Origin of the sequence: Xanthobacter wiegelii, assembly GCF_043193855.2 — a bacterium.
Classification (GTDB): Bacteria; Pseudomonadota; Alphaproteobacteria; order Rhizobiales; family Xanthobacteraceae; genus Xanthobacter; species Xanthobacter flavus_A.
This window is the reverse complement of record NZ_JBAFUY020000002.1, coordinates 137,417-156,342: the sequence shown is the minus strand read 5'-3', so window position 1 is coordinate 156,342 and position 18,926 is coordinate 137,417. Positions and strand designations below refer to the sequence as shown.

Here is an 18,926-nt window from a genome sequence, read left to right as displayed (position 1 = left end):
ATGCGCCCGTTTTATACGCTCTCCCTCCAGCCGACGCTGTTCGGCGGGGCGACGGTCATCCGCAACTGGGGCCGGATCGGCACGAACGGCCAGTCGATGATGGAGACCTTCGATCAGCCGGAACAGGCTGAAGGCGCGTTCTCGCGCCTCGCCCGGACGAAACGACGTCGCGGCTATGGCGACGCCGGCGTCAACGGAAACGGCTGACCTCGGTGAAGGCTTGCCGGCGGGCGATGAACCGGCGCAGCAGCGGCAGGAAGAACGCCTTGCTGAATCGGCCGATGGGCGGCTCGGGTTCGAGATAGAAGGACCTACCGACAAGATCGGTGTTGAATTCGTCGAGGATGAGCCAGAGGCGCAGATCGGCATCCAGCCCGGCACGGAGCCTTTCGATGGCCGGGATCTCGGCAAAGAACCGCGATGCTTCCGGCTCCTTGGTGGTGATCGGAAAGAAGAGCACGAGATCGCCGTCCGGCCGGACGATGCGCACGCCGACGGCGACGGGCCGATCCTTGCGGCCCTCAGTCTCGCCGGCACGAGCCTGCCGCGCCCAGAGATTGGGATAGCGGATGACAGTCGCGGTCTGGATGTCGTCGAAGCTCATGGCTTTCCGGCCTCATCCTCCCGCGCGTAGGCGTCGACGGCATTCTCGAACTCTGCGAGAAGGCCGTCGGGCATCGTCTCGATGGTCCCCGCTGAACGAGCGTCCGACTGGCGCATCAGCCGCTCATAGTCTTCAATGTTGAGGAGCACGAGGCGCGGCTTGTTGCGCTGGGTGATCATCACCGGCCGGCGCAGCGCCTCGGCGATGATATCGCCGGACTTCCGGGACAATTCGCTCGTGGAATAGGACCCACCTGAACGCGGCATGGCGATCTCCTGTATTTGCTGCCCTTGCTGTCATATACAGCATTGACCGCATTTGTGCAACGCCGAGCCGTCCGAAGCGCCGTCGCCGACCAGGCGTGGCGCCCTGGACGGCGCGACATGGCGAAAGCTCCCTAGAAGGGAGGCTCGCCGCTGAGCAGGCCCTCCAGTTCGGCCCAGATGAGTTCGCGCTCCGCGAGAGCCATCTCCAGCTCGGCCTCGATCTCGCGGCGCTCCACGGCGTCGACGGCGTTCCGCAGCTCGGCGCGCAGTTCCTCGATGTACTGATCGATCGACATTGGTCGTCTCCTTGATGTTGGTGAAAGACGACACCGGCGGTCATGGCGGGCCGGAGGGATCAAGGAGCGCGAAGCGACCGCCGGAGCCGGCGAGTGGGGGAGCCGAAATGCGCCAGCATTTTGGGGGAACCGCTCGTCCTTGAGGCCTTCGGGCCGCCATGGCATCCTGGGACGATCTGAGCAGCCATCCCCGCTCCCGGTTGTGCACCCGACAAGCCGGAAGCAGGTTCGATGCCTGCTTCCGGTTGCGACACCGTGAGAGCCGGCTAGTGGATTGAAGGCGACGGAAGAATCCCGATGGGGATTCCGTTCTGGTTGCTGGCGTGCGAGTCTGGGCGATGCGCCCAGGGATCATCATCACCGTGACCGCCGCGGACCGCGCCCGGCTTGAAGCCATTGTCGCGGACCGCAACAGCCCTCAGAAGCACGTCTGGCGCGCCGCCATCGTGCTGGCGACGGCGGACGGGCTCGGCACGAACGCCGTCATGCGTCGGACCGGCAAGAGCAAGACCGCCGTCTGGCGCTGGCAGGAGCGCTTCGCCAGCGACGGCGCCGACGGGCTCTTCCGCGACAAGACCCGCCCCCCGCGCATCGCGCCGTTCGGCCCCGAGGTGGGGGAGCGGATCGTCGCCCTGACGCTCGCCGAGCCGCCGGGCGAGACGACCCAGTGGACCGGGCGGGCCATGGCGAAGGCGGCCGGCGTCAGCCTGTCTTATGTCCAGCGCGTCTGGCGCTCGCATGGGCTGCAGCCGCATCGCATCCGCACCTTCAAGCTCTCGAACGATCCGGCTTTCGCGGCCAAGGTCCGCGACATCGTCGGGCTCTATCTCGATCCGCCCGCTCATGCCGTGGTCCTGTCCATCGACGAGAAGAGCCAGATCCAGGCGCTCGACCGCACCCAGCCGGGCCTGCCGCTGAAGCGCGGCCGGCTCGGCACCATGACGCACGACTACAAGCGCCACGGCACGACGACGCTGTTTGCCGCCCCCGACGTGTTGGACGGCAAGGTGGTGGGCCGATGCATGCAGCGCCATCGCCATCAGGAGTTCATCCGCTTCCTCAACGCCGTGGAGAAAACCGTCCCGGCCACGAAAGCCATGCACGTGATCCTCGACAACTATGCCGCCCACAAGCATCCGAAGGTGATCGCCTGGCTCGCCCGCCACCCGCGCGTCACCTTCCACTTCACCCCGACCAGCGCCTCCTGGCTCAACGCTGTCGAAGGCTTTTTCGCCGCCCTGACCAAACGAAGGCTCCGGCGTGGCGCCTTCCTCGGCGTCGTCGACCTTCAGGCCGCCATCAACCGATATCTCACCGAGCATAACCTCGAACCGAGGCCCTTCCGCTGGAAAGCCGACCCCGACGCTATCATCGCCGCAGCCGCAAGAGGGCATCAGACGTTGGAGTCAATCCACTAGAGCACCTCGTCGACGATGCCGAGGGCATCCAGGCGAGCGTGATCCTTGATCGGAACCACTTCGTAGTCATCCGACATGAAGGTGTATTCGCCGCTCCAAAACATCGCCGATCTCGGCCCATGTTCCGTCAGGCCAGACCGCGATGTCGTCACTACGGTGGACCTTTGCGCCTGTGAGATTTGTGGTGATGGTCATGTGTGTCCTCCTGGCTGCGGCCGTTCGCTACCAAAAAGGCTGAAGGCCCCGCCTTGCGGCGGGGCCTTCTGGTCGGAGGCTCAGTCCCGGTTCGGCCGGGACCAGATCAGCTGGAGGCCTTCCTCGCCTTCCACCTCGATCAGGGTGGCGTAGATCGGGGCCGGGAACGAAGGGTCGTCGAGCTTGACGGAGAGGTAGTCGCGGTCCGTGTCCCGGGCAGTCTTCTGCCAGGCCGCGCCGAGCTCGACATTCGCGCCGGCGAAGATGCGGAAGTGGGGGCCCTTGTCGGACGGATTCTCGACGCGGACCAGCTTGGCCTTGACGTTGAGGGAGAGCGTCCGGATGGAGCCAACGAAGCCGTTGGTGGTGGTGGTGAAGGTGCCGATGGTCGCCATTGTCTCATTCCCTTGGTTTTCTCGGGCCGCGCCCACCGCGACCTCGATGGCGGTCGACAGACCGGAGGCGATCGACCCGCACCCCCGGGGTCCCCGTTGCGCTCGCGCAATGGGGTGGCTCGTTGGGCCGGAATGAAATGGAGGGCGGCAGGGAGCGGCTTTCTTGTCACGCAAGGAATGGCGGCGATCCGGGGTCCCCGTTGCGCTTGCGCAATGGGGTGGTCCCGGCAGGGGAAGAAAGCCGCTCCCGGCCGTTGCGGGGATAAGAGCGAGACGAGCGAAGCGAGATCGGCCTTCGGTCAGACCAGCTACATCGAGGACGCAGGTGGGTGTGCCCGTCGCGAAGACAACCGGAATGAAGGCACGCGTTTGCCTTGGCCGTTCAGCTCCGGCGACGGCCCGCGCCCGCTCACGACCTCGCCGACGACAAGGCCCCTCGCGCCAGCGCGATAAACCTCCCCACGAGGCCAACCCGACATCCGTGCTTCCTCTCGCAACCGATATGGCAGGATAGGGTCCGGGAAGTTCGCGCCAGGAGGTCGCGCGACGTCCCTATCGAGCACAACGTCCGACTCCTCGAGCGACCGTCGTTACTCCTCGAAGGGTGGGGGCAGCAGGACCAGCGATCCGGCGCCGCCGGGCGGCGAGCCCCATCGAGGGCGACCACAAGGCGGGCCTTCAGCCTTTCACCCCGGACGGCCGCGCCAGCGTCAGACACCACACATGCCCTCACATTCGTTGGGCCAAAGATCGAGCTGGCCGTGATCGGCTTCGATCGACAGATCGGCCTCGTCGAGCGGAACGGCGGAGCGATGGAGATAGACCTCCCCGCGAATCCCGCGCAGGCCGGTGCGGACATCAGCGCCAGGGTCGTGGATTGGACACCGGCCCCGAGGCTGAGCACGCGGAGCCGGATGGGGGATGGCGCATAGCCATCCCCTTCGACGGTTGGTGCGCGGAACATCACGCCGCCTTCACCGTCTCGGCCTGTGGCTGCAGGCCGTGCAGATAGGCGACGGCACGCTGCGCATGGGCGGCGGCCGCGAAGATCGCCCGCTTGTCGTTGGAAAGGACGCTGAGTTATCCGCAGCAGCCCATAATGTGAAGGAACGCGGCTGCATTGCTTGAAACCCGCGGGATCCAGCTTTCGCGGAAGGGATTTGCTCAGCATTATTTTCGGTCGAACCTTTGCTGTCGTTTTGACAAGCAGAGGAACCAATGATGTCGAATGCTGATTACGAACCCATCTCAAAGCTCAGGATTTTACTCACCGAGCAACGATACAGCCCTGTGGTGATCGGGAACTACTGCGCCTACGCACATGGTTTTCTCGACTACTTTGCCCAGCATGACCTTCCGATCATGGATGTGACCGAAGAGCAGGTATCTAAGTACCTGCAGTATGCGATTGCGATGTTCCGCAAACGCCATGGTCGGGCGCCGGCGCGGGATTGGCACTCCATTCCGCGTTCTGGAATCCATGCATTGCTGCGACTCGCACAGGGGCAGTGGCCATCCGCGCCGAAGGCGACCTGTGCTGCTGACGCGTTGCGCTTTGCAATCTGCGACGAGTACGAGACCTGGCTGCGTGAGGAGCGAGGTCTCGCTTCGGCCAGCATCGACGCGTTGATGTGGGAGGGGCGGAACTTTCTGACCTGGCAGCTCGATCGGCTTGGCCCCGACAGTCTGATGACTATGACCGTGGGCGACATCGACTGCTACATGGACACGCGCAGCCCTCACCAAACGCGCAAGTCGGTGAAGGATGTGGCGGAGCGCCTTCGTTCGATGCTGCGCTATCTCCATCGGACGGGGCGCACTGCGATCGACTTGTCGCCGCACGTCGTCGCGCCCTTGCTCTATGCCTATGAGGGTGTGCCTTCGATCCTTACGCCGGATCAGGTCGCTGCGGTTTTGCAGGCATCGGGGGCCGACAAAACGCCGGTGGGTCTGCGGGATCACGCCATCCTGCAATTGCTCGCGACCTATGGCCTGAGATCGGGCGAAATCTGCAATCTTCGGATCGGGGATATCGACTGGCGCACGGAAGCGATCCGCATCAGGCACACCAAGACGCGGGCCTGCTCATTCCTTCCATTGATGGCGCCGGTGGGTGAAGCGGTGCTCGCCTATCTGCAGGCGGGGCGGCCTGTGACCGGTGCTCGCGAAATCTTCATCCGCACACGGGCGCCTTATCGCAAGCTCGGCTTGCTGGCCAACATGGTACGGCGGCGACTTAAGGATGCCGGAATTAAACCGACCGGCAAGAGCGGTTCCCATATCTTCCGTCACGCACGTGCAGTCGAAATGCTGCGCGCCGCTGTGCCCCAGAAAGTGATCGGCGACCTGCTCGGGCATCGGTCTGCCGAATCCACGGCCCCCTATCTGAAGCTTGCCACCGAAGATCTCCGGGCCATCGCGCTCGACGTGCCGGGACAGGAGGTGCGGTCATGACGATCTGGCCCGACCCTGAGCGCAAGTTGATCGCGCGGTACATTGCAGGCCTCAACCTGCGCACCACGAATAGCTCCATCTACTACAGGCAGGCGCTCAACATCTTCCAGGATGTTGCCGAGCGCCACGCCAAACTCGACAAGGCCACGCTGGTGGCCTGGCTGAATGTATCCCCGGGCCGGTGGGCGTCGACGACGCGGCTGCACCGAACCCGGATTATCGATCGGTTCCTCGATCACCTTGAGGAAACCGGAGCGATCGAACGCAATCCCGTCGCCGTGCTGCGTGAAGCATGCAATATCAAACAGTGCATGCCGGTGTGGCGGGCGCTCGCCTCCGGCGATCCGGACAGCGCGTTTGCCGAACTATCCCAGCCCAGGCCATTCGGCAGCGTGCTGGGCGACATGATGGCCGAGCGCGTCACGCTGATGCGCAACCGAGGTTATAAATATATTGCGCAAACGGTCTGGCTCTCGCGGTTCGACCGCTTCCTGCAGCTAAACCCGACGCTTCAGGATCAGCCGCTCGGGGTGATGCTCGAGCACTGGTCCGCGGCCAAGACCACGCGCAATCATCCGAACGAGTGCGAAAAGCTGAAGCGGGTGCTTGCGAAAATCCTCCGCCATCAGGATCCATCAATCCCGCCCCGCCGACCTGACCCGCGCCCGGAAAAGGAAGTGGCCAGGCAATGGCGCAAACCGCATATTTACACGCCGGCCGACGTGCGGCGTATGCTCGACATCGCCCGCTCTTACCCCTCGCCACGGGCGCCGCTTCGCCCGTTGAGCATCTACACCATGCTGCTGCTCGCCTATTGCGCGGGTCTGCGGCGAAGCGAACTGGCCCGGCTCGATTTGGGTGACGTTGACTTCCAAGCCGGCACGATCACGATCCGGCAGACCAAGTTCTACAAGACCAGGATACTGCCGCTGCCCGACAGCGTGATGGTCGAGCTTCGATCATATACCGAAACGCGCCGCTGCGCCGGCGGGTCCCTTGATCCGCGCTCCGGCCTGTTCTGGCACGAACAGCGTTGTGACCGCTACTCAAAGCAGGCTGTCGCCTGGCTGCTCGTTGAGGTCATACGCCGTGCCGGGCTGAAACCGCCTCGGGGGCGAACAGGACCTCGCCTGCACGACCTGCGGCATTCGATGGTCGTGAACCGGATCCTCGAATGGTACGAGGCGGGCATCAACCCACAGGATCGTCTGCCGTTCCTCGCAACCTATCTTGGCCATCGGGACATCAACTCGACCCTGGTCTACATCACCGTCACGCAGGACCTTCTTCACCAAGCCAATGAGCGGTTCCGCGTGCTGGGCGCGCCATGCCTCAACATCGGGCCGGAGGTGCGGCCATGACCAGGAACAATCGGTTCCCACACCTGATGCGCGCGTTCTTCTACGAATGGCTGGTCGAGCAGCGCAATGCCTCCATCCATACGGTGCGGTCGTATCGCGATGCCTGGCTATGGCGCGACAATCTGCGTGAGAAAATGCGTCAATCAGGATGAGAAACTGTGACCGCAACGGGAACGATGTTGTTCGGTCTGATTGTCGCTGACAAGCGCTAAGTTTCGTTTTGATTGTCGGGCAGCGACACGGCTTCGAGATCGTTGATTGTCGCGTAGCTCTGCGGCCGTCCGGCGCCTTTTTTCTTGCGTTCGAGTGCGGCACGACGGCGGTAGCTGTCGACGTTGATTTCGAAGATCGTGGCGTGATGGACGAGGCGATCAACTGCGGCCAGCGTCATGGCGGGATCCGGGAAGACCTTGCCCCAGGCCCCGAATGGCTGATTGGCGGTGATCAGGGTGGAGCGGCGTTCGTATCGGGCGCTGATCAACTCGAACAGGACGGAGGTCTCCGCCTGATCCTTGCTGACATAGGCGAGGTCATCGAGGATCAGCAGATCGAATCGATCCAGTCTGGCGATGGCCGCCTCCAATGCCAGTTCGCGCCGCGCCACCTGAAGTCTCTGCACCAGGTCGGACGTGCGGGTGAACAGCACGCGCCAGCCGTTTTCCACCAGCGCCAGACCGACGGCGGAGGCCAGATGCGTCTTGCCGCCGCCAGGTCCGCCGATAAGAATCAGATTGGCGCCTTTGTCGATCCAGCTGTCACCGGCACAGATCGCCCTCACGTGCGCCTTGGAGATCATCGGCACCACGTCGAAGTCGAAGCTGTCGAGGGTCTTTCCCGGCAGCAACTGGGCCTCGGCAAGATGGCGTGCCAAGCGGCGGCGGTCGCGTTCGGCGATCTCGTGTTCGGCGAGGGCCGCGAGGAAGCGTGCGGCAGGCCAGCCCTCCTTGTCCGCCCGTTCGGCAAAATCCGGCCAATTCTGCTTGATTGCGGGCAGGCGGAGATCGTTGAGCATCAGCATGAGTCGGGCCCGGTCGATGTTGTGGGTCATGCTGCTTCTCCGATGTCGGTGCCAAGCAGGGCCTCATAGGCGATCAGCGGCATGAGATGGACAACGACCTCGGGCAGCGAGGCGGGATCTGGCGCGAAGCGGGTGCGCAGGGCGGCGATGTCGGGCAGTCGAACCGCCGCGAGATCGTCGGTAAGCTGCGCTGCGAGATCCGCCTCGCAGCCGCGGTCATGGGCGAGTGCCAGAAGATCCACCATCAGGCGGCACGCCGCTTTGTCCGGGAGTTGTTCGAGCAGCCGGTCGAAGGTCAGGCGATAGGCGTCGCGGGGGAACAACTGGTCACGGTAGACGAGATTGAGCAGCGCCATCGGCTTGCGCCGCAGGGCATGGATCACATGGCGATAGTCGACGACATGGGCGTGCTTGCCGGTGGTGGCGGCGCGACCGCGCGCCAGCGTCATCAGCAAGGTGGCGCCGATGAACAATTCGAGGCGATCATCATACAGCCGGACCCGCAGGCGATGGCCGATCAACCGTGACGGCACCGTGTAGAAAACCTTCTTGAGCGTGAATCCGCCCGAGGAGGTGACGGTGACGATCGTCTCCTCATGGGCGCAGGTCCGGTGGCCGGGCAGCTGTTGCAGAACAATTCGCTCGGCGGCGATACGCTTGGCGTGATGGGCGTTCTTGCGGCTGACGATCTCGTCGATGAAGAGGCGATAGCCAGCGAGATCGACGAAGTCGCGGGTGCCGCGCATCAGCAGCGCATCCTCCACCGCCTTCTTGAGATGGCCGTGCGGACCTTCGATCGACCCGTTCTCATGCGCGACACCGCGGTTGTTGCGGGTCGGTTCCATCCCGTAATGTAGGCACAGCGCGTCATAGCGCCGGGTCAGGTCCTCGCGCGCGTCGCTGTCGAGGTTGCGAAACGCCGCCGAGAGGCTGTCGGAGCGATGCTCGTGCGGCGCACCACCCAGGGCCCACAGCGCATTCTGCAATCCTTCCGCCAGCGCCACATAGCTTTCGCCGCCGAGAATGACATGGGCATGCGCGAAACCGGAGTAGGCGAGGCGGAAATGATAGAGCCGATGGTCAAGCCGAACGCCTGCGATGGTCACGGCCAGATCGGCCATGTCGGTGAAATCCGACAGTCCCATCCGGCCGGGCTCATGGATTTGGCGGAAAATCACCTCCTGGTTCGCACCATGCAGGGCCCGCCACGAGCGGATCCGGCGCTCCAGCGTGCGCCGCGTGCCGTCGGGCAGGTCGGGATGGCGCCTTTGCATCTCTTCAAAGATGGCCACCGCGCGCAACTCCGGCGCCGCGGACAGCATCGGCACCACCTCGGCGTCGAAGAACGAGACGAGAGGATCAGGGCGCCGACGCCCGCGTGGCTCCGCCTTGGCCGAGGGCGGTCGGTGATCCTGCTCGAAGCGATAGGCGGTGGCTGTGCTGATCGACGCCTTCGCGGCCGAGACCGCGGGGCCGTCTGTCTGTCGGAATGTCATGTAGAGCCTCATCTGGTGATCGGTGACATGGCGGCCGGGCAATGGCGGATCCCTTCACGAAGAGATCCATCCAATCCTCCAGCCGGTCACGATCAACAGTCGGCCCGCGCTCCCGGCGGGAGCTCAGGCCAAGTCTTCTGACGCTTGCGCCTCCGGTCGGGCTACGCCCTCCCTGCGCCGCAAGCGTCAGAAGACTTTCTCACCTTGATTGTCGCGCGTTCTCATGCTGATTGCCGCGTCGCAGCCTGGCGGCTGTTCCTCCGGTTCACCGCACAGCGCGCAGGGAAGAAGGTGGCGATGATCACATTGGTCGATCTGACCGCCGGAGAGGTCATTGCGTTCCTCGGTCACGCCGAACACGAACGCGGTGGCACGATCGGCACGCGCAACTGCCGGCTTGCAGCGATACGCAGCTTCTTCAACTTCGTTGCGACCAGGGATCCCGGATCGATCGCGCAGTGTGTTGAAATCCTCAACATTCCGGTAAAGCGAGGGCCAATATCGGAACCCTGTTATCTGGACCCAGCGGAAGTGACGGCGATCCTGGCTCAGCCGGACCGTTCGACACTCGAAGGCATGCGCGATCACGCCTTGCTCTCGTTCCTCTACAACAGCGGCGCGCGAATACAGGAAGCGCTCGATCTGTGCCCCGATGCGATCCGGTTCGAAAGCCCAAGCTGCGTGCGCCTGACCGGCAAGGGTCGAAAAGAACGTATCTGCCCACTCTGGCCGGAAACCGTGATGCTGTTGAAGAAGCTGCTCGAACGGCGACCGCGGGCGCCAGACCAGCGGTTGTTCGTCAACCGCTATGGCGAACCGCTCAGCGCCTCGGGGGTCCGGTTCAAGCTTGCCGCCTATGTAAGGGCGGCGGCCGAGACCACGCCAACACTCCGCGATAAGCATGTGACGCCCCACGCCTTCCGGCACGCAACCGCCGTGCACCTCATATCGGCAGGCGTCGACGTCACGGTTATCCGTAGCTGGCTCGGTCACGTGAGCCTCGATACGACGAACCACTATGCCAGAGCCAACCTCGAAACAAAGCGCAAGGCATTGGAGCAGGTCGGCGTTCCCAAAACACCCGGTCGTCAGCCCTCGTGGAAACGCGATACGAGCGTTCTCGCCTGGCTCGACACGCTCTGAAATAATGCGGAGGAATGTGGCCAGAAACCGCGGACTTCAGCCAATCTGGTCACGTTCCTTCGCATTATGGGCTGCTGCGGATAACTCAAGTTATGAAGAGGAGAGCATAAGCTGAGCCAGCTTCCCAGATAGGCAGCGTGGTCGGGTCTGGGCTCCAGCTCCGGGACGATGCCGAGATCGGCGCAGAGGAGCGCCGAGCCGATTTCCGCCACCAGCTCTTCGCGCGCCCTCTCGCTGCGATCCTTCGCGTAGCGGCTGAGATCGCGGCCGACGCGGCGGGGATCCGCCGTCCAGTGCACCTTATGCCGATATCGGCATAAGGTGCATAATGCCGTGATCCGGATTATGCCGCATGGCGCCCGCCGGAGACTGGTTTCTCTGGCATTGGCCATGCGTCAGCTCGGCATAATCAGAGCCCTTCGAGGAACGCAAGGAGCTGGTCGTCGGGCCGGAAGCGGCTCGACGGGGTGGCTGGGGCTGCAACGCGGGCGAGCGCCTTCTCCTTCAACCTCATGTCGGCGTGGATGTAGATCTGGGTGGTCTCGACGTTCTCGTGACCAAGCCAAAGTGCGATCACGGCTGGATCGACGCCGTGATGGAGCAGGTCCATCGCCGTACTGTGGCGAAGCGTATGCGGCGTGATCCGCTTGGAACCGATGCTCGGGCACGCGCGCGATGCCGTCAGGCAGTGCTTGCGGACCAGGTGTTCGAGCGCGTCGCGGCTCAACGGCTCGCCCCGGAGCGAGGGGAACAGCGGTCTGTCGTCCTTGTTGTTGCCGATCCACGCCGCCAGAAGTTTTGCCGTCTCGCGGCGAAGCGGTGTGGCACGTTCCTTCCGCCCCTTACCCATGCAGCGGATGTGGGTACCGGTTCCGAACACCACGTCACCGCACTTGAGGCCGACCAGTTCGGAAGCCCGCAGACCAGTCTGCACTGCGAGCAGGAGCAGCGCATGGTCACGCCGTCCGGTCCATGTCGTGCGGTCCGGCGCCGCCAGTAACGCCGCGATCTCTTCGCCGTCGAGGAACGTCACCGCACGCCTCACATAGCGCTTGTTGGGCATGGCAAGGATGCGCTGACAATGCAGCAGCCATGTCGGATCGCTCATGGCGACGTAGCGGAAGAAACGATCGGATCGCGGCGAGCCGAGTGTTGCGGCTTCGCGCGCTGTTGCCTCGCGCAGTCTCGGTGTGGACGAGGAAGTCGGCGACCAGATCGGCATCGATATCCTCGATCGTCAACTTGACCGGCGCCTTGCCGTGCCGGGCACTCGCATACCGCAGTAGCAGCCTGAACGTATCGCGATAGCCGGCGACAGTATGGCGGCTTGCTTCCATCTGGACGCACAGCCGGTCGGTGAAGAAGCGCTGGATCAGCGCGGGCAAGGCAGCGCCGCTCATCGGTCTGCCTCCGCGTCATCAGCGCTCGCCCGCTCCATCGCCAGATCGAGCAACTCGGGGACCGCTTCCAGATACCAGTACGTGTTGGAGGGACTACTATGGCCCAGGTAGGTCGTCAGCCGGATCATCTCGCGCCGGGTCTTCGCCGGTGCGGTACCAGCCGATCATCGTCTTCACCGCGAAGCTGTGCCGAAGATCGTGGATGCGCGGTCCCCGGCCATGCTTGCAGTATGGCTGATGGGCCCGCAGTCCGATCTCCTGGCAGGCCCGCGCGAAGTTGTATCGGGCAGAGCAGTCGGTGAGGCGCGAGGCCTTGTCGGTAACGAACAGTGGCATGGCGGGATGGCCGATCAGCCGGTCGCGTTCGGCAAGATAGTCGATCAGGTGCGTGACGACGCTCGGATCGAGCGGCAGCAACCGCTCTTTGCCGAGCTTGCCTTGTCGGACGCGCAGCACGCCATTGACGATGTCGAGGTCGTCACGGTCGAGCGCTAACGCCTCGCTGATCCGCAGGCCTGTGACCGCGATGAGCCCGAACAATGTCGAACTGGTCAACCCGCGTAGGCCATAGATGGACGGGAGCACCTTGGCCGCCGCGATGATCGCTGCGATCTCGGCATCACTGTAGATGTACGGTCGCGACCGCGCGACTGCACTTGGCAGCAGGCCTCGCGGCGGTACTTCATGGCCTGAGTCGAAGCTGCTCAACCACTGTGCGAACAGGCGCACGACGGTGAGCCTCGTCCCTCGGGTCGAGGTACAGGCCTCGGCCAGCGTGGCGTGCCAACGCAGGAACAGCGCGGTGTCGATATGAACGGCGCCCTCTCGGTCGGCGAACCGGGTGAAGCGGCGAAGGATGCGCTCGGCGGTGCCAAGGTCGTAGCCGAGGCTGCGCCGGACGCTTAGATAGCAGCCCAGTTGGGTGGTGAGGGTCATTGCACGCCTCCCACCACCGGCCAGGGTTGCGCTATCGTCCGCAGCCCATCGAGGTCGAGCCGAGCATATATCATCGTCGATGTGCGCGAGCGGTGCCGCAACACGTCACCGACCTCTTCGAGCGAGGCACCCGCGTTCACCAACTGGGTTGCAAGGCTATGACGCAGCAGGTGCGATCCCACATAGGGCGTCGCCGGCTTCTGGCCGGTTGCCTTCAAGGCCTCCTTGAGGATATCGTTGACGATCTGGCTATCCTTGAACGGCCGATGCGGCGCCCGATGGGTGACGAACATCGTACGGCAGGTCGCGGGTCCTCGCTCCTCACGAAGATAGCGGCTCAGCGCGTCGCCGATCTCCACCGTGATCGGCAATCGGTCGTGCAGCTTACCCTTGCCGCGCACCGTGAGTTCGCCCGCGCGCCAATCGACATCGTCGAGCTGGATCGCCATGACCTCGAGCGCGCGTAGGCCGAGCCGGGCCATGAGCAGCAGCATCGCATAGTCCCGCGCGCCGTGCCGTGGATTGTCGCGTACGCAAGCCAGCACCGCCTCGACGCCATCCGGCGACAGATGACGAGGCAGTCGTGCGCCCCATCGCCTCGCCGTCCTCGGCAGGCTCAGCGCCAGATTGGTCGACGTCGCCCCGCATCCGAACAGGTACTGGAGGAAGATGCGAACATGGGTCGCAATCGTCTTGTCGCGACGTGCGCCTGCCAGCACGTGTTCGATAAACCCGATCGCATCGGCGGGACGCAAGCATGCCGGATCGATCATCGTCTCGCCGAAGCGATAATCGAGGAACCGGTTGGCGAAGCGCAGTGTATGATAGATCGTTCGCTGGCTGAGGCCCCGCTGCTTGATGAGATAGGTCTCGAAGCTCGCCAGCAATGCGGTGCGCGCGATCTGCGCTTCGGTCAGCGGCGCCGGCCGTGCTACGCCGATATCGATCAGATGCCCGGCGAACCGGCGCGCAAGATTGTGCGGGCGGACGGTCTGACCATGCTTCCGCGGCACCATCCGGCCCAGCCGTTCGGCCTGGTCAGGCGTCAATGCGGAAGGCTCTATCCCTTCCGCGTTCATCACCCGGCCGAGCCTCCTGATGATCGACCGATAGTTCTTGATGGTGGGCGCCTTGTAGTCGGCGACGGCCAGACTTGCAGTGAACGAGTCCAGGTACGGTTCGACACAGGTTTGCAGATGTTCAGACATGTTCTTCGTGCTCCACGTTGTTGGAGCGACGAAGATTATGCCGAATGCGCCCGGCGCCATCATGCTGCCAATCACGCGCTCTCGACGATGTGCGGCATAATCCGGATCACGGCATTATGCACCGATTCATGGCTCAGAACGGCCACGTAGGAAGCCGCGTCGCGAAACGTCTCGAACGGCGGCATCTGGATGTGGTCGGTCGACGGCGAATAGAATGCCGCCGTGCCGCCGTGCCGGATCACGGCACCGGTATTGGCGAAGAATCGATCGGCATGCTCGATCCGCTCGATCGGATCGAGGACGGGCCCCGGAGGGCGATGGAAGTGGTCCGGCAGGCCCTCGATCTGCTCGACATTGAAGACGCTGTAGGTCTTCAGGAACGGGATGTCTCGCTCCACCTCTCCGCCGTGCGCGTCCGTTTCGGTCTTCGTGAACCGGCTGGCGTAGATGACGATCGAGCCCGATTCACCCTTGCGAACATGCCCGCCCAGCTCAACCGCCTGCTTGAAGGTCATCCAGGTCGACGAGACGAAACCCCGCGCCATGCCCTCCGACCACAGCAGCAGCACATTCATGCCAGTGTACGGCTCGCCGTTGTGGCGCAGCGGCCTGGTGATACGGCTGGTCGCATGGGCCGCACTCCATGGCCGGACCCACGGCCGCACACCTTGTTCGAGATCGGCGACGATCCGCTCGGTGATCCGCGCGTAGATATCGCCACGCTCCTTTTCCTCTTTCCTGCTCATTTTGCTGAACCTCCGTCGAGGAGGCCGCGCCGATCGCGGCCCTGTCACGGGGTCCGAAAGCCGGGGAACAGGCGACCCCGCGCACCCGGAGGCGCTCGCCCGCGGGGCGAGGCGCGACGGGCCGCAACGACGTGGAGGACGGCGAAGCCGTTGCGCTGTCCGCCGGCCCCGGCAGGACCTCCATCCGGGACGGGGCACGCTCGGCGGGACCGCCTCCCGGTCCCACTTTCCTCCTTTGGCGATCGAGGAAGGTTTCGAGGAAACATGCGAACAGGCCAGCCCCGCGAGGGACCGGCCTGTTTCCGGGCGACAGTTGAGAAGGGCGGAGCCTCAGCTCCGCCCGGGCGGCTCAGCCGAGAGCCGCCATCTGGAGCTCGGCCGCCTTGCGGTCGACGCTCTGGCCGGCATTCTCGACCGGCCGCTCGAAGGGCTTCCAGCGCTCGCCGACGACCTGCTCGTAGGCCGCGACGGCACCCTCCGCCGCCATGCGGAGCGCATGGGCCTGAAGCCCCATGTCGGCCGCGAATTCGCGCTTGCGCTGGGCAGAGCTCGAGAACCCGACCGGGCCGTCGATATCCTCGTCACGGATGTCGTTGGCGAGCTTGGCGGTGGCGTCGCGGGCTTCGGTGACCGCGCGGGAATAGAACTGGCCGGCTCCGTGGGCCGATCCGACATAGGCGCCGACGATGCGCTGGAGATGGATCTGCATCGCCCGTTCGCTGAGACCCTCGCCCAGGCTCTCGGCCGTCTCGACGATCAGCCGCTGGTGGAGCTCCCGGATGCCGTCGCTGTCGAGAACCGGAAGTCCGAAGCTTTCGGAAATGAGGATGGTCTGGTGGGCGTCCGGACACGCCAGCCGGACCATTTCGAGCGTGGTGCCCTTACGGAGCGGGACGACGCGGGCGGACTGGCGGGGAGCGCGAGCGGTCTTGGTCATGTGAAATTCCTTTCCTTCGGTTTCACCGTCGGGAACGGACCGGCCCTTGCCGGTCTTCCCTTCGGGTGCGGTCGCGAAAAACCGGCGACAGGCGGGCGCTTCAGGGTCCGGAGACGGCGAGGCGAGCGAAGCGGGCCTGCGGACAAGCAGGGCTTTCAGCCCTCGCGCGGGACGCGGGTCCGCTTTGCCGAGCCTGACGGGTCCGGCCGCCACGCGGCGCGGAACGCGGCCTTGAAGCGGCCGGCCGCCGGTTTACGACCGCTGCAAAACCCGACGGGATGACCAGCAGGGGACCTGTTCGCAGGCCGCGAAACCGACATGGGAAAGCCGACATGACCCGCCGCCACGGTCCGCCTCTCCCCTTCGGCCGCGACAAGGTGCAGGCTTAGAGATCGAACGGCGTGCCGGCGCGCAGCTCCACATCCCCGAAAGCCGCTGCGGTTCACGACAGCAATCTTGGGGAGAGCTACGCGGTGATCGTCGAGACGGTCGACAACGGGTGAATGCGAGAAGAGGCGCGAATCCACTGCCGCCGACGAAGCCTTGGCTGGAGACAGCGTGGAGCTGGACCTCAGACCGCTTCGGTTGCCTTCGCCCACACGTCCGGCCGCCACTGCCGGATGACGTCCTCGATCTCCGCCCGATAGGCCTCGGGATATTCCGCCACAGGTCGGCCGGCGACATAGGCAAAGACCGTCGCCATGTCATGGGCGATGGCCTCGTCGACGGCGAAGAGGTCCGCGATGTCGAAGCCGCCAAGATCCATGGCGTTCCACCAGGCGAGGATGAAGCCGGCGACGCGGCGCGACTGCCCGGTGTCGCTGCGGGCGATGGTCAGGAGCCGCTCGAACGCGGCGCGCGTCGTCTCGTCCATGATGGTGTCCCTGTGGCTGCGGAAGGTTAGCTCAAGCTCGATCTCCTTGCACGCTCAACGCTGCAACCGAGCGCTCCTGCCGGCGGGTTTTCACGAGAGCGCCTCGATGTCGCCGCGGCGCTCGAAGGTGAGGAGTTCGACAAGCTCGCGGAAGAGCCGTTCATCCGCCGGCGACCACCCGGCCTGATGCCGCCTCGATGATCGGGCTTTCGCCTTTGCGGTGATGGTTCTCCGTTCGGCACGGTGCTCGATCTGTCGCTCGATCCGGGCAAGATGGCTGCGGGCCTCAGAGCAGGCGGCTCGTATCCTCGCGGCCGGCGCCGGTCCGCCCGGGGGTGTCATGACGAACTCCCCCGGGCGCGGCGCCTCGAACATGCCGCCGGCCATGCCGGAAACGGGGTGGTGTCCGGTGCATAGGAGGCGGACAACGTGACCGGAATGATCGAGGATGCGAGATCCGCGCCGGCGACCGCCCAGTCGACCAGCGGGGAGTGCCCGCCGGCATTCTGCCGCATGGCATCGCTGAGGATGTCATGAAGAGACGCGTCGATGGCGGCGCGCGGCTCCGGCCCCGCCTCGACCAGCAGATGAACGGCGACCAGGTACGTCGTCATGGCCGGCCCTCCCTACGGAGTATCGGGCGCGCCGACGGCGCCCGGATCGAGAGGAGGACGGCCTGCTTCCAGGCGTCGGCGCCGTTATAGTGCCGGCGCAGCCTGGGATGCCAGACGACGAGGAGATCCTCATCGTCGTCACGGGCGGCCTTCCAGCCGAAGGCGGAGGCGATGATCTTCCAGGGCATCGCCGCCTCCTATCCGTTCCAGCCAACGAAGCTCGACGGGCCGGAATAGATCGGGTGGCGATCCTCATCGATGACGAAGCCGAAGCGACCGACGCGGTATTCCTCCGCCGGAACGAGGAACCGGCGCTCCTCCGTGCCAGGACCACGTCGGCCGCCCATCGTGGCGACGACCTCGACGAAGCCCTTCTCGTGGTCGGAGGTGATCGCCGAGATCACGATCCAGTCGCCGGCGTGCTGCTGCTCGAAGGACCGGCGATCCTTCTCGCGGGATTCTCCGGGGGCGAGAACGGTCCCGAAGATCTTCTCCCATGCCTCCGGCCAGCTGTCCTTGATCGTCCGCTCGGCGCAGCGCCGCTCGAAGGGGGTGAACAGGTGCGGGAAGGTGATCGCGACGATCGCCCAGGCTTCATCTTCCTCGTACCAGCCGCCCACGGCGCGGAGCATGGGATGGACCATGCGGTTGCGCGCCGCCGAGAGGTGGATGCCTCCATGGCCAGCCGTGGAATGGAACACGACATCCTCCGCGTAGAGGGTCGCGCCCTGCGACGGCCCCCAAGGCGTGCTGGCCATCGAGCGGATCTCGCGGCGGCCGAGCGCGCGCTTCTCGCGCTGATGCTCGGCGTTCTCCACGACCTTGACCCGGAAAGCGCCTTCGTCGGCAAGCTCGCCGGAATGACTGTGGAAATCGGCGCGCGTCCATTGCTCCATAGGATGACCGATGCGCCAGCCGCTCGCCAGATAATGACGCCCGTCGCGGGCGGGCAGCATGGCGAAAGTGGTATCGGCGACGCGGGCGACGGCAAAACCCTCGGTGCTGCGGCCGAACGCCACCTCCGGGAATCCGGTGGTGGCATCCGCAGCTTTGTTCGGAGATACGAGCATCGTCATGCCACCGCCCTCCCCTCGACGATATCGGCGCCGACCTCATCGGCCGTCACCTCCTCGAGCACGGCGCGCGGATAGCCATGGCGCGAGAGCCATTCTTCGGCAGCCTGCCGATGCGCAGCGAGATGGACGAGCTCGCCGCCGACGCCGGCGCGGTCGAAGATCCGCACCGACCCGATGGCCGGACGCTCGAGAACCGTGAAGTCCAGCTTCGAGTCGAGCGAGAACGTCCGGTGGACGCGGATGGCGATGACGCCTCCGGCGCCGAAGTCCGCCTCGTGCAGGGTGAAGCTGGCGGACAGGCCGACGCTGCCGATCCCGCGCTCCCCTTGCTTCTGGATCAGGCGGCCCTTGCTGTTGTGGGTCTGCCAGGCGGACAGCTTCCTGGTAAAGCGCTCGGGCGGGCGCGGCGTTCCGTCGGACCAGGCGACGAGGGCGCCGATCGGCGCATTGCCATAGATCGTGTGCGCGGACATGGTGTCCTCCGTGATT

20 protein-coding genes and 5 pseudogenes are annotated in these 18,926 nt (G+C 64.9%); 7 read left to right on the top strand and 18 right to left on the bottom strand.

Features of this window, described 5'->3' with window-relative positions:
- Positions 1-207, top strand: coding sequence for a WGR domain-containing protein (locus V5F63_RS25410; protein WP_509210845.1), 207 nt, complete (start codon positions 1-3; stop codon positions 205-207).
- On the opposite strand, the gene V5F63_RS25405 is transcribed toward V5F63_RS25410, so the two are convergent.
- The 3 genes from V5F63_RS25405 to V5F63_RS25395 all read right to left on the bottom strand — a co-directional run bounded on the left by V5F63_RS25405 (position 191) and on the right by V5F63_RS25395 (position 1,166).
- Positions 191-604, bottom strand: coding sequence for a hypothetical protein (locus tag V5F63_RS25405; RefSeq protein ID WP_394103181.1), 414 nt, complete (start codon positions 602-604; stop codon positions 191-193). The genes V5F63_RS25410 and V5F63_RS25405 overlap by 17 nt on opposite strands.
- Positions 601-870: a type II toxin-antitoxin system prevent-host-death family antitoxin gene (locus V5F63_RS25400; protein WP_011993094.1), complete on the bottom strand. Its 270-nt coding sequence runs from the start codon at positions 868-870 to the stop codon at positions 601-603. The genes V5F63_RS25405 and V5F63_RS25400 overlap by 4 nt, the downstream gene beginning before the upstream one ends.
- A gap of 131 nt (positions 871-1,001) precedes the next feature.
- On the bottom strand, positions 1,002-1,166 hold the full coding sequence (locus tag V5F63_RS25395) for a hypothetical protein (protein WP_011993093.1): 165 nt from the start codon (positions 1,164-1,166) through the stop codon (positions 1,002-1,004).
- A 338-nt stretch (positions 1,167-1,504) separates the two neighbouring features.
- Here V5F63_RS25395 and V5F63_RS25390 point away from each other — a divergent pair, with 338 nt between their 5' ends.
- Positions 1,505-2,584, top strand: a complete 1,080-nt coding sequence (locus tag V5F63_RS25390) for an IS630 family transposase (RefSeq protein WP_394103182.1) — start codon at positions 1,505-1,507, stop codon at positions 2,582-2,584.
- Positions 2,585-2,859: 275 nt separating this feature from the next.
- Here V5F63_RS25390 and V5F63_RS25385 read toward each other — a convergent pair whose 3' ends face one another.
- Positions 2,860-3,174: a DUF736 domain-containing protein gene (locus tag V5F63_RS25385; RefSeq protein ID WP_011993091.1), complete on the bottom strand. Its 315-nt coding sequence runs from the start codon at positions 3,172-3,174 to the stop codon at positions 2,860-2,862.
- A 921-nt stretch (positions 3,175-4,095) separates the two neighbouring features.
- Here V5F63_RS25385 and V5F63_RS25380 point away from each other — a divergent pair.
- The 4 genes and pseudogenes from V5F63_RS25380 to V5F63_RS25365 all read left to right on the top strand — a co-directional run.
- The gene (locus tag V5F63_RS25380) at positions 4,096-4,302 is read left to right on the top strand and encodes a hypothetical protein (protein ID WP_445329499.1); all 207 of its coding nucleotides are present in this window, start codon (positions 4,096-4,098) and stop codon (positions 4,300-4,302) included.
- Between the two features lie 93 nt (positions 4,303-4,395).
- On the top strand, positions 4,396-5,628 hold the full coding sequence (locus V5F63_RS25375) for a site-specific integrase (protein ID WP_394103183.1): 1,233 nt from the start codon (positions 4,396-4,398) through the stop codon (positions 5,626-5,628).
- On the top strand, positions 5,625-6,989 hold the full coding sequence (locus V5F63_RS25370; RefSeq protein WP_394103184.1) for a tyrosine-type recombinase/integrase: 1,365 nt from the start codon (positions 5,625-5,627) through the stop codon (positions 6,987-6,989). Before V5F63_RS25375 ends, V5F63_RS25370 begins: the two co-directional genes overlap by 4 nt.
- Positions 6,986-7,096, top strand: a pseudogene (locus V5F63_RS25365) (integrase); the annotation flags it as partial. The gene V5F63_RS25370 and the pseudogene V5F63_RS25365, both read left to right, overlap by 4 nt.
- 101 nt (positions 7,097-7,197) lie before the next feature.
- Here V5F63_RS25365 and istB read toward each other — a convergent pair.
- Both istB and istA read right to left on the bottom strand, forming a co-directional pair.
- Positions 7,198-8,037: an IS21-like element helper ATPase IstB gene (gene istB, locus V5F63_RS25360; RefSeq protein WP_394103213.1), complete on the bottom strand. Its 840-nt coding sequence runs from the start codon at positions 8,035-8,037 to the stop codon at positions 7,198-7,200.
- The gene (gene istA, locus V5F63_RS25355; RefSeq protein ID WP_425590893.1) at positions 8,034-9,545 is read right to left on the bottom strand and encodes an IS21 family transposase; all 1,512 of its coding nucleotides are present in this window, start codon (positions 9,543-9,545) and stop codon (positions 8,034-8,036) included. The genes istB and istA overlap by 4 nt, the downstream gene beginning before the upstream one ends.
- Positions 9,546-9,707: 162 nt before the next feature.
- Here istA and V5F63_RS25350 point away from each other — a divergent pair, with 162 nt between their 5' ends.
- Positions 9,708-10,646: a tyrosine-type recombinase/integrase gene (locus tag V5F63_RS25350; protein ID WP_509210844.1), complete on the top strand. Its 939-nt coding sequence runs from the start codon at positions 9,708-9,710 to the stop codon at positions 10,644-10,646.
- Here the strand turns inward: V5F63_RS25350 and V5F63_RS25345 are convergent.
- The 12 genes and pseudogenes from V5F63_RS25345 to V5F63_RS25290 form a co-directional block, all read right to left on the bottom strand.
- Positions 10,592-10,942 (bottom strand): annotated as a pseudogene (locus tag V5F63_RS25345) (zincin-like metallopeptidase domain-containing protein); the annotation flags it as partial. The gene V5F63_RS25350 and the pseudogene V5F63_RS25345 overlap by 55 nt on opposite strands.
- A gap of 113 nt (positions 10,943-11,055) precedes the next feature.
- Positions 11,056-12,046, bottom strand: a pseudogene (locus V5F63_RS25340) (tyrosine-type recombinase/integrase).
- Positions 12,043-12,982: pseudogene (locus V5F63_RS25335) on the bottom strand (tyrosine-type recombinase/integrase). The pseudogenes V5F63_RS25340 and V5F63_RS25335 overlap by 4 nt, the downstream one beginning before the upstream one ends.
- Positions 12,979-14,190 (bottom strand): tyrosine-type recombinase/integrase, encoded by a 1,212-nt coding sequence (locus tag V5F63_RS25330; RefSeq protein ID WP_394103099.1) that lies wholly within the window; start codon positions 14,188-14,190, stop codon positions 12,979-12,981. Before V5F63_RS25330 ends, V5F63_RS25335 begins: the two are co-directional and overlap by 4 nt.
- A gap of 116 nt (positions 14,191-14,306) precedes the next feature.
- Positions 14,307-14,936 (bottom strand): annotated as a pseudogene (locus tag V5F63_RS25325) (ArdC family protein); the annotation flags it as partial.
- A 349-nt stretch (positions 14,937-15,285) separates the two neighbouring features.
- Positions 15,286-15,873 carry a hypothetical protein gene (locus tag V5F63_RS25320; protein WP_394103098.1) on the bottom strand — a complete coding sequence of 196 codons (588 nt, stop codon included), beginning with the start codon at positions 15,871-15,873 and terminating at the stop codon, positions 15,286-15,288.
- A 571-nt stretch (positions 15,874-16,444) separates the two neighbouring features.
- Positions 16,445-16,747 (bottom strand): DUF7673 family protein, encoded by a 303-nt coding sequence (locus tag V5F63_RS25315; RefSeq protein ID WP_348841963.1) that lies wholly within the window; start codon positions 16,745-16,747, stop codon positions 16,445-16,447.
- 90 nt (positions 16,748-16,837) lie between these two features.
- The gene (locus tag V5F63_RS25310; RefSeq protein ID WP_348841962.1) at positions 16,838-17,089 is read right to left on the bottom strand and encodes a hypothetical protein; all 252 of its coding nucleotides are present in this window, start codon (positions 17,087-17,089) and stop codon (positions 16,838-16,840) included.
- Positions 17,086-17,361 (bottom strand): hypothetical protein, encoded by a 276-nt coding sequence (locus V5F63_RS25305; protein ID WP_348841961.1) that lies wholly within the window; start codon positions 17,359-17,361, stop codon positions 17,086-17,088. Before V5F63_RS25305 ends, V5F63_RS25310 begins: the two co-directional genes overlap by 4 nt.
- A complete protein-coding gene (locus V5F63_RS25300; RefSeq protein WP_348841960.1) occupies positions 17,358-17,549 on the bottom strand; it encodes a hypothetical protein in 192 nt (63 codons plus the stop codon). Before V5F63_RS25300 ends, V5F63_RS25305 begins: the two co-directional genes overlap by 4 nt.
- 9 nt (positions 17,550-17,558) lie before the next feature.
- Positions 17,559-18,437 (bottom strand): DUF7007 domain-containing protein, encoded by an 879-nt coding sequence (locus V5F63_RS25295; protein WP_394103097.1) that lies wholly within the window; start codon positions 18,435-18,437, stop codon positions 17,559-17,561.
- Positions 18,434-18,910, bottom strand: a complete 477-nt coding sequence (locus V5F63_RS25290) for a UCP036055 family protein (protein ID WP_394103096.1) — start codon at positions 18,908-18,910, stop codon at positions 18,434-18,436. Before V5F63_RS25290 ends, V5F63_RS25295 begins: the two co-directional genes overlap by 4 nt.
- Positions 18,911-18,926 lie beyond the last annotated feature (16 nt).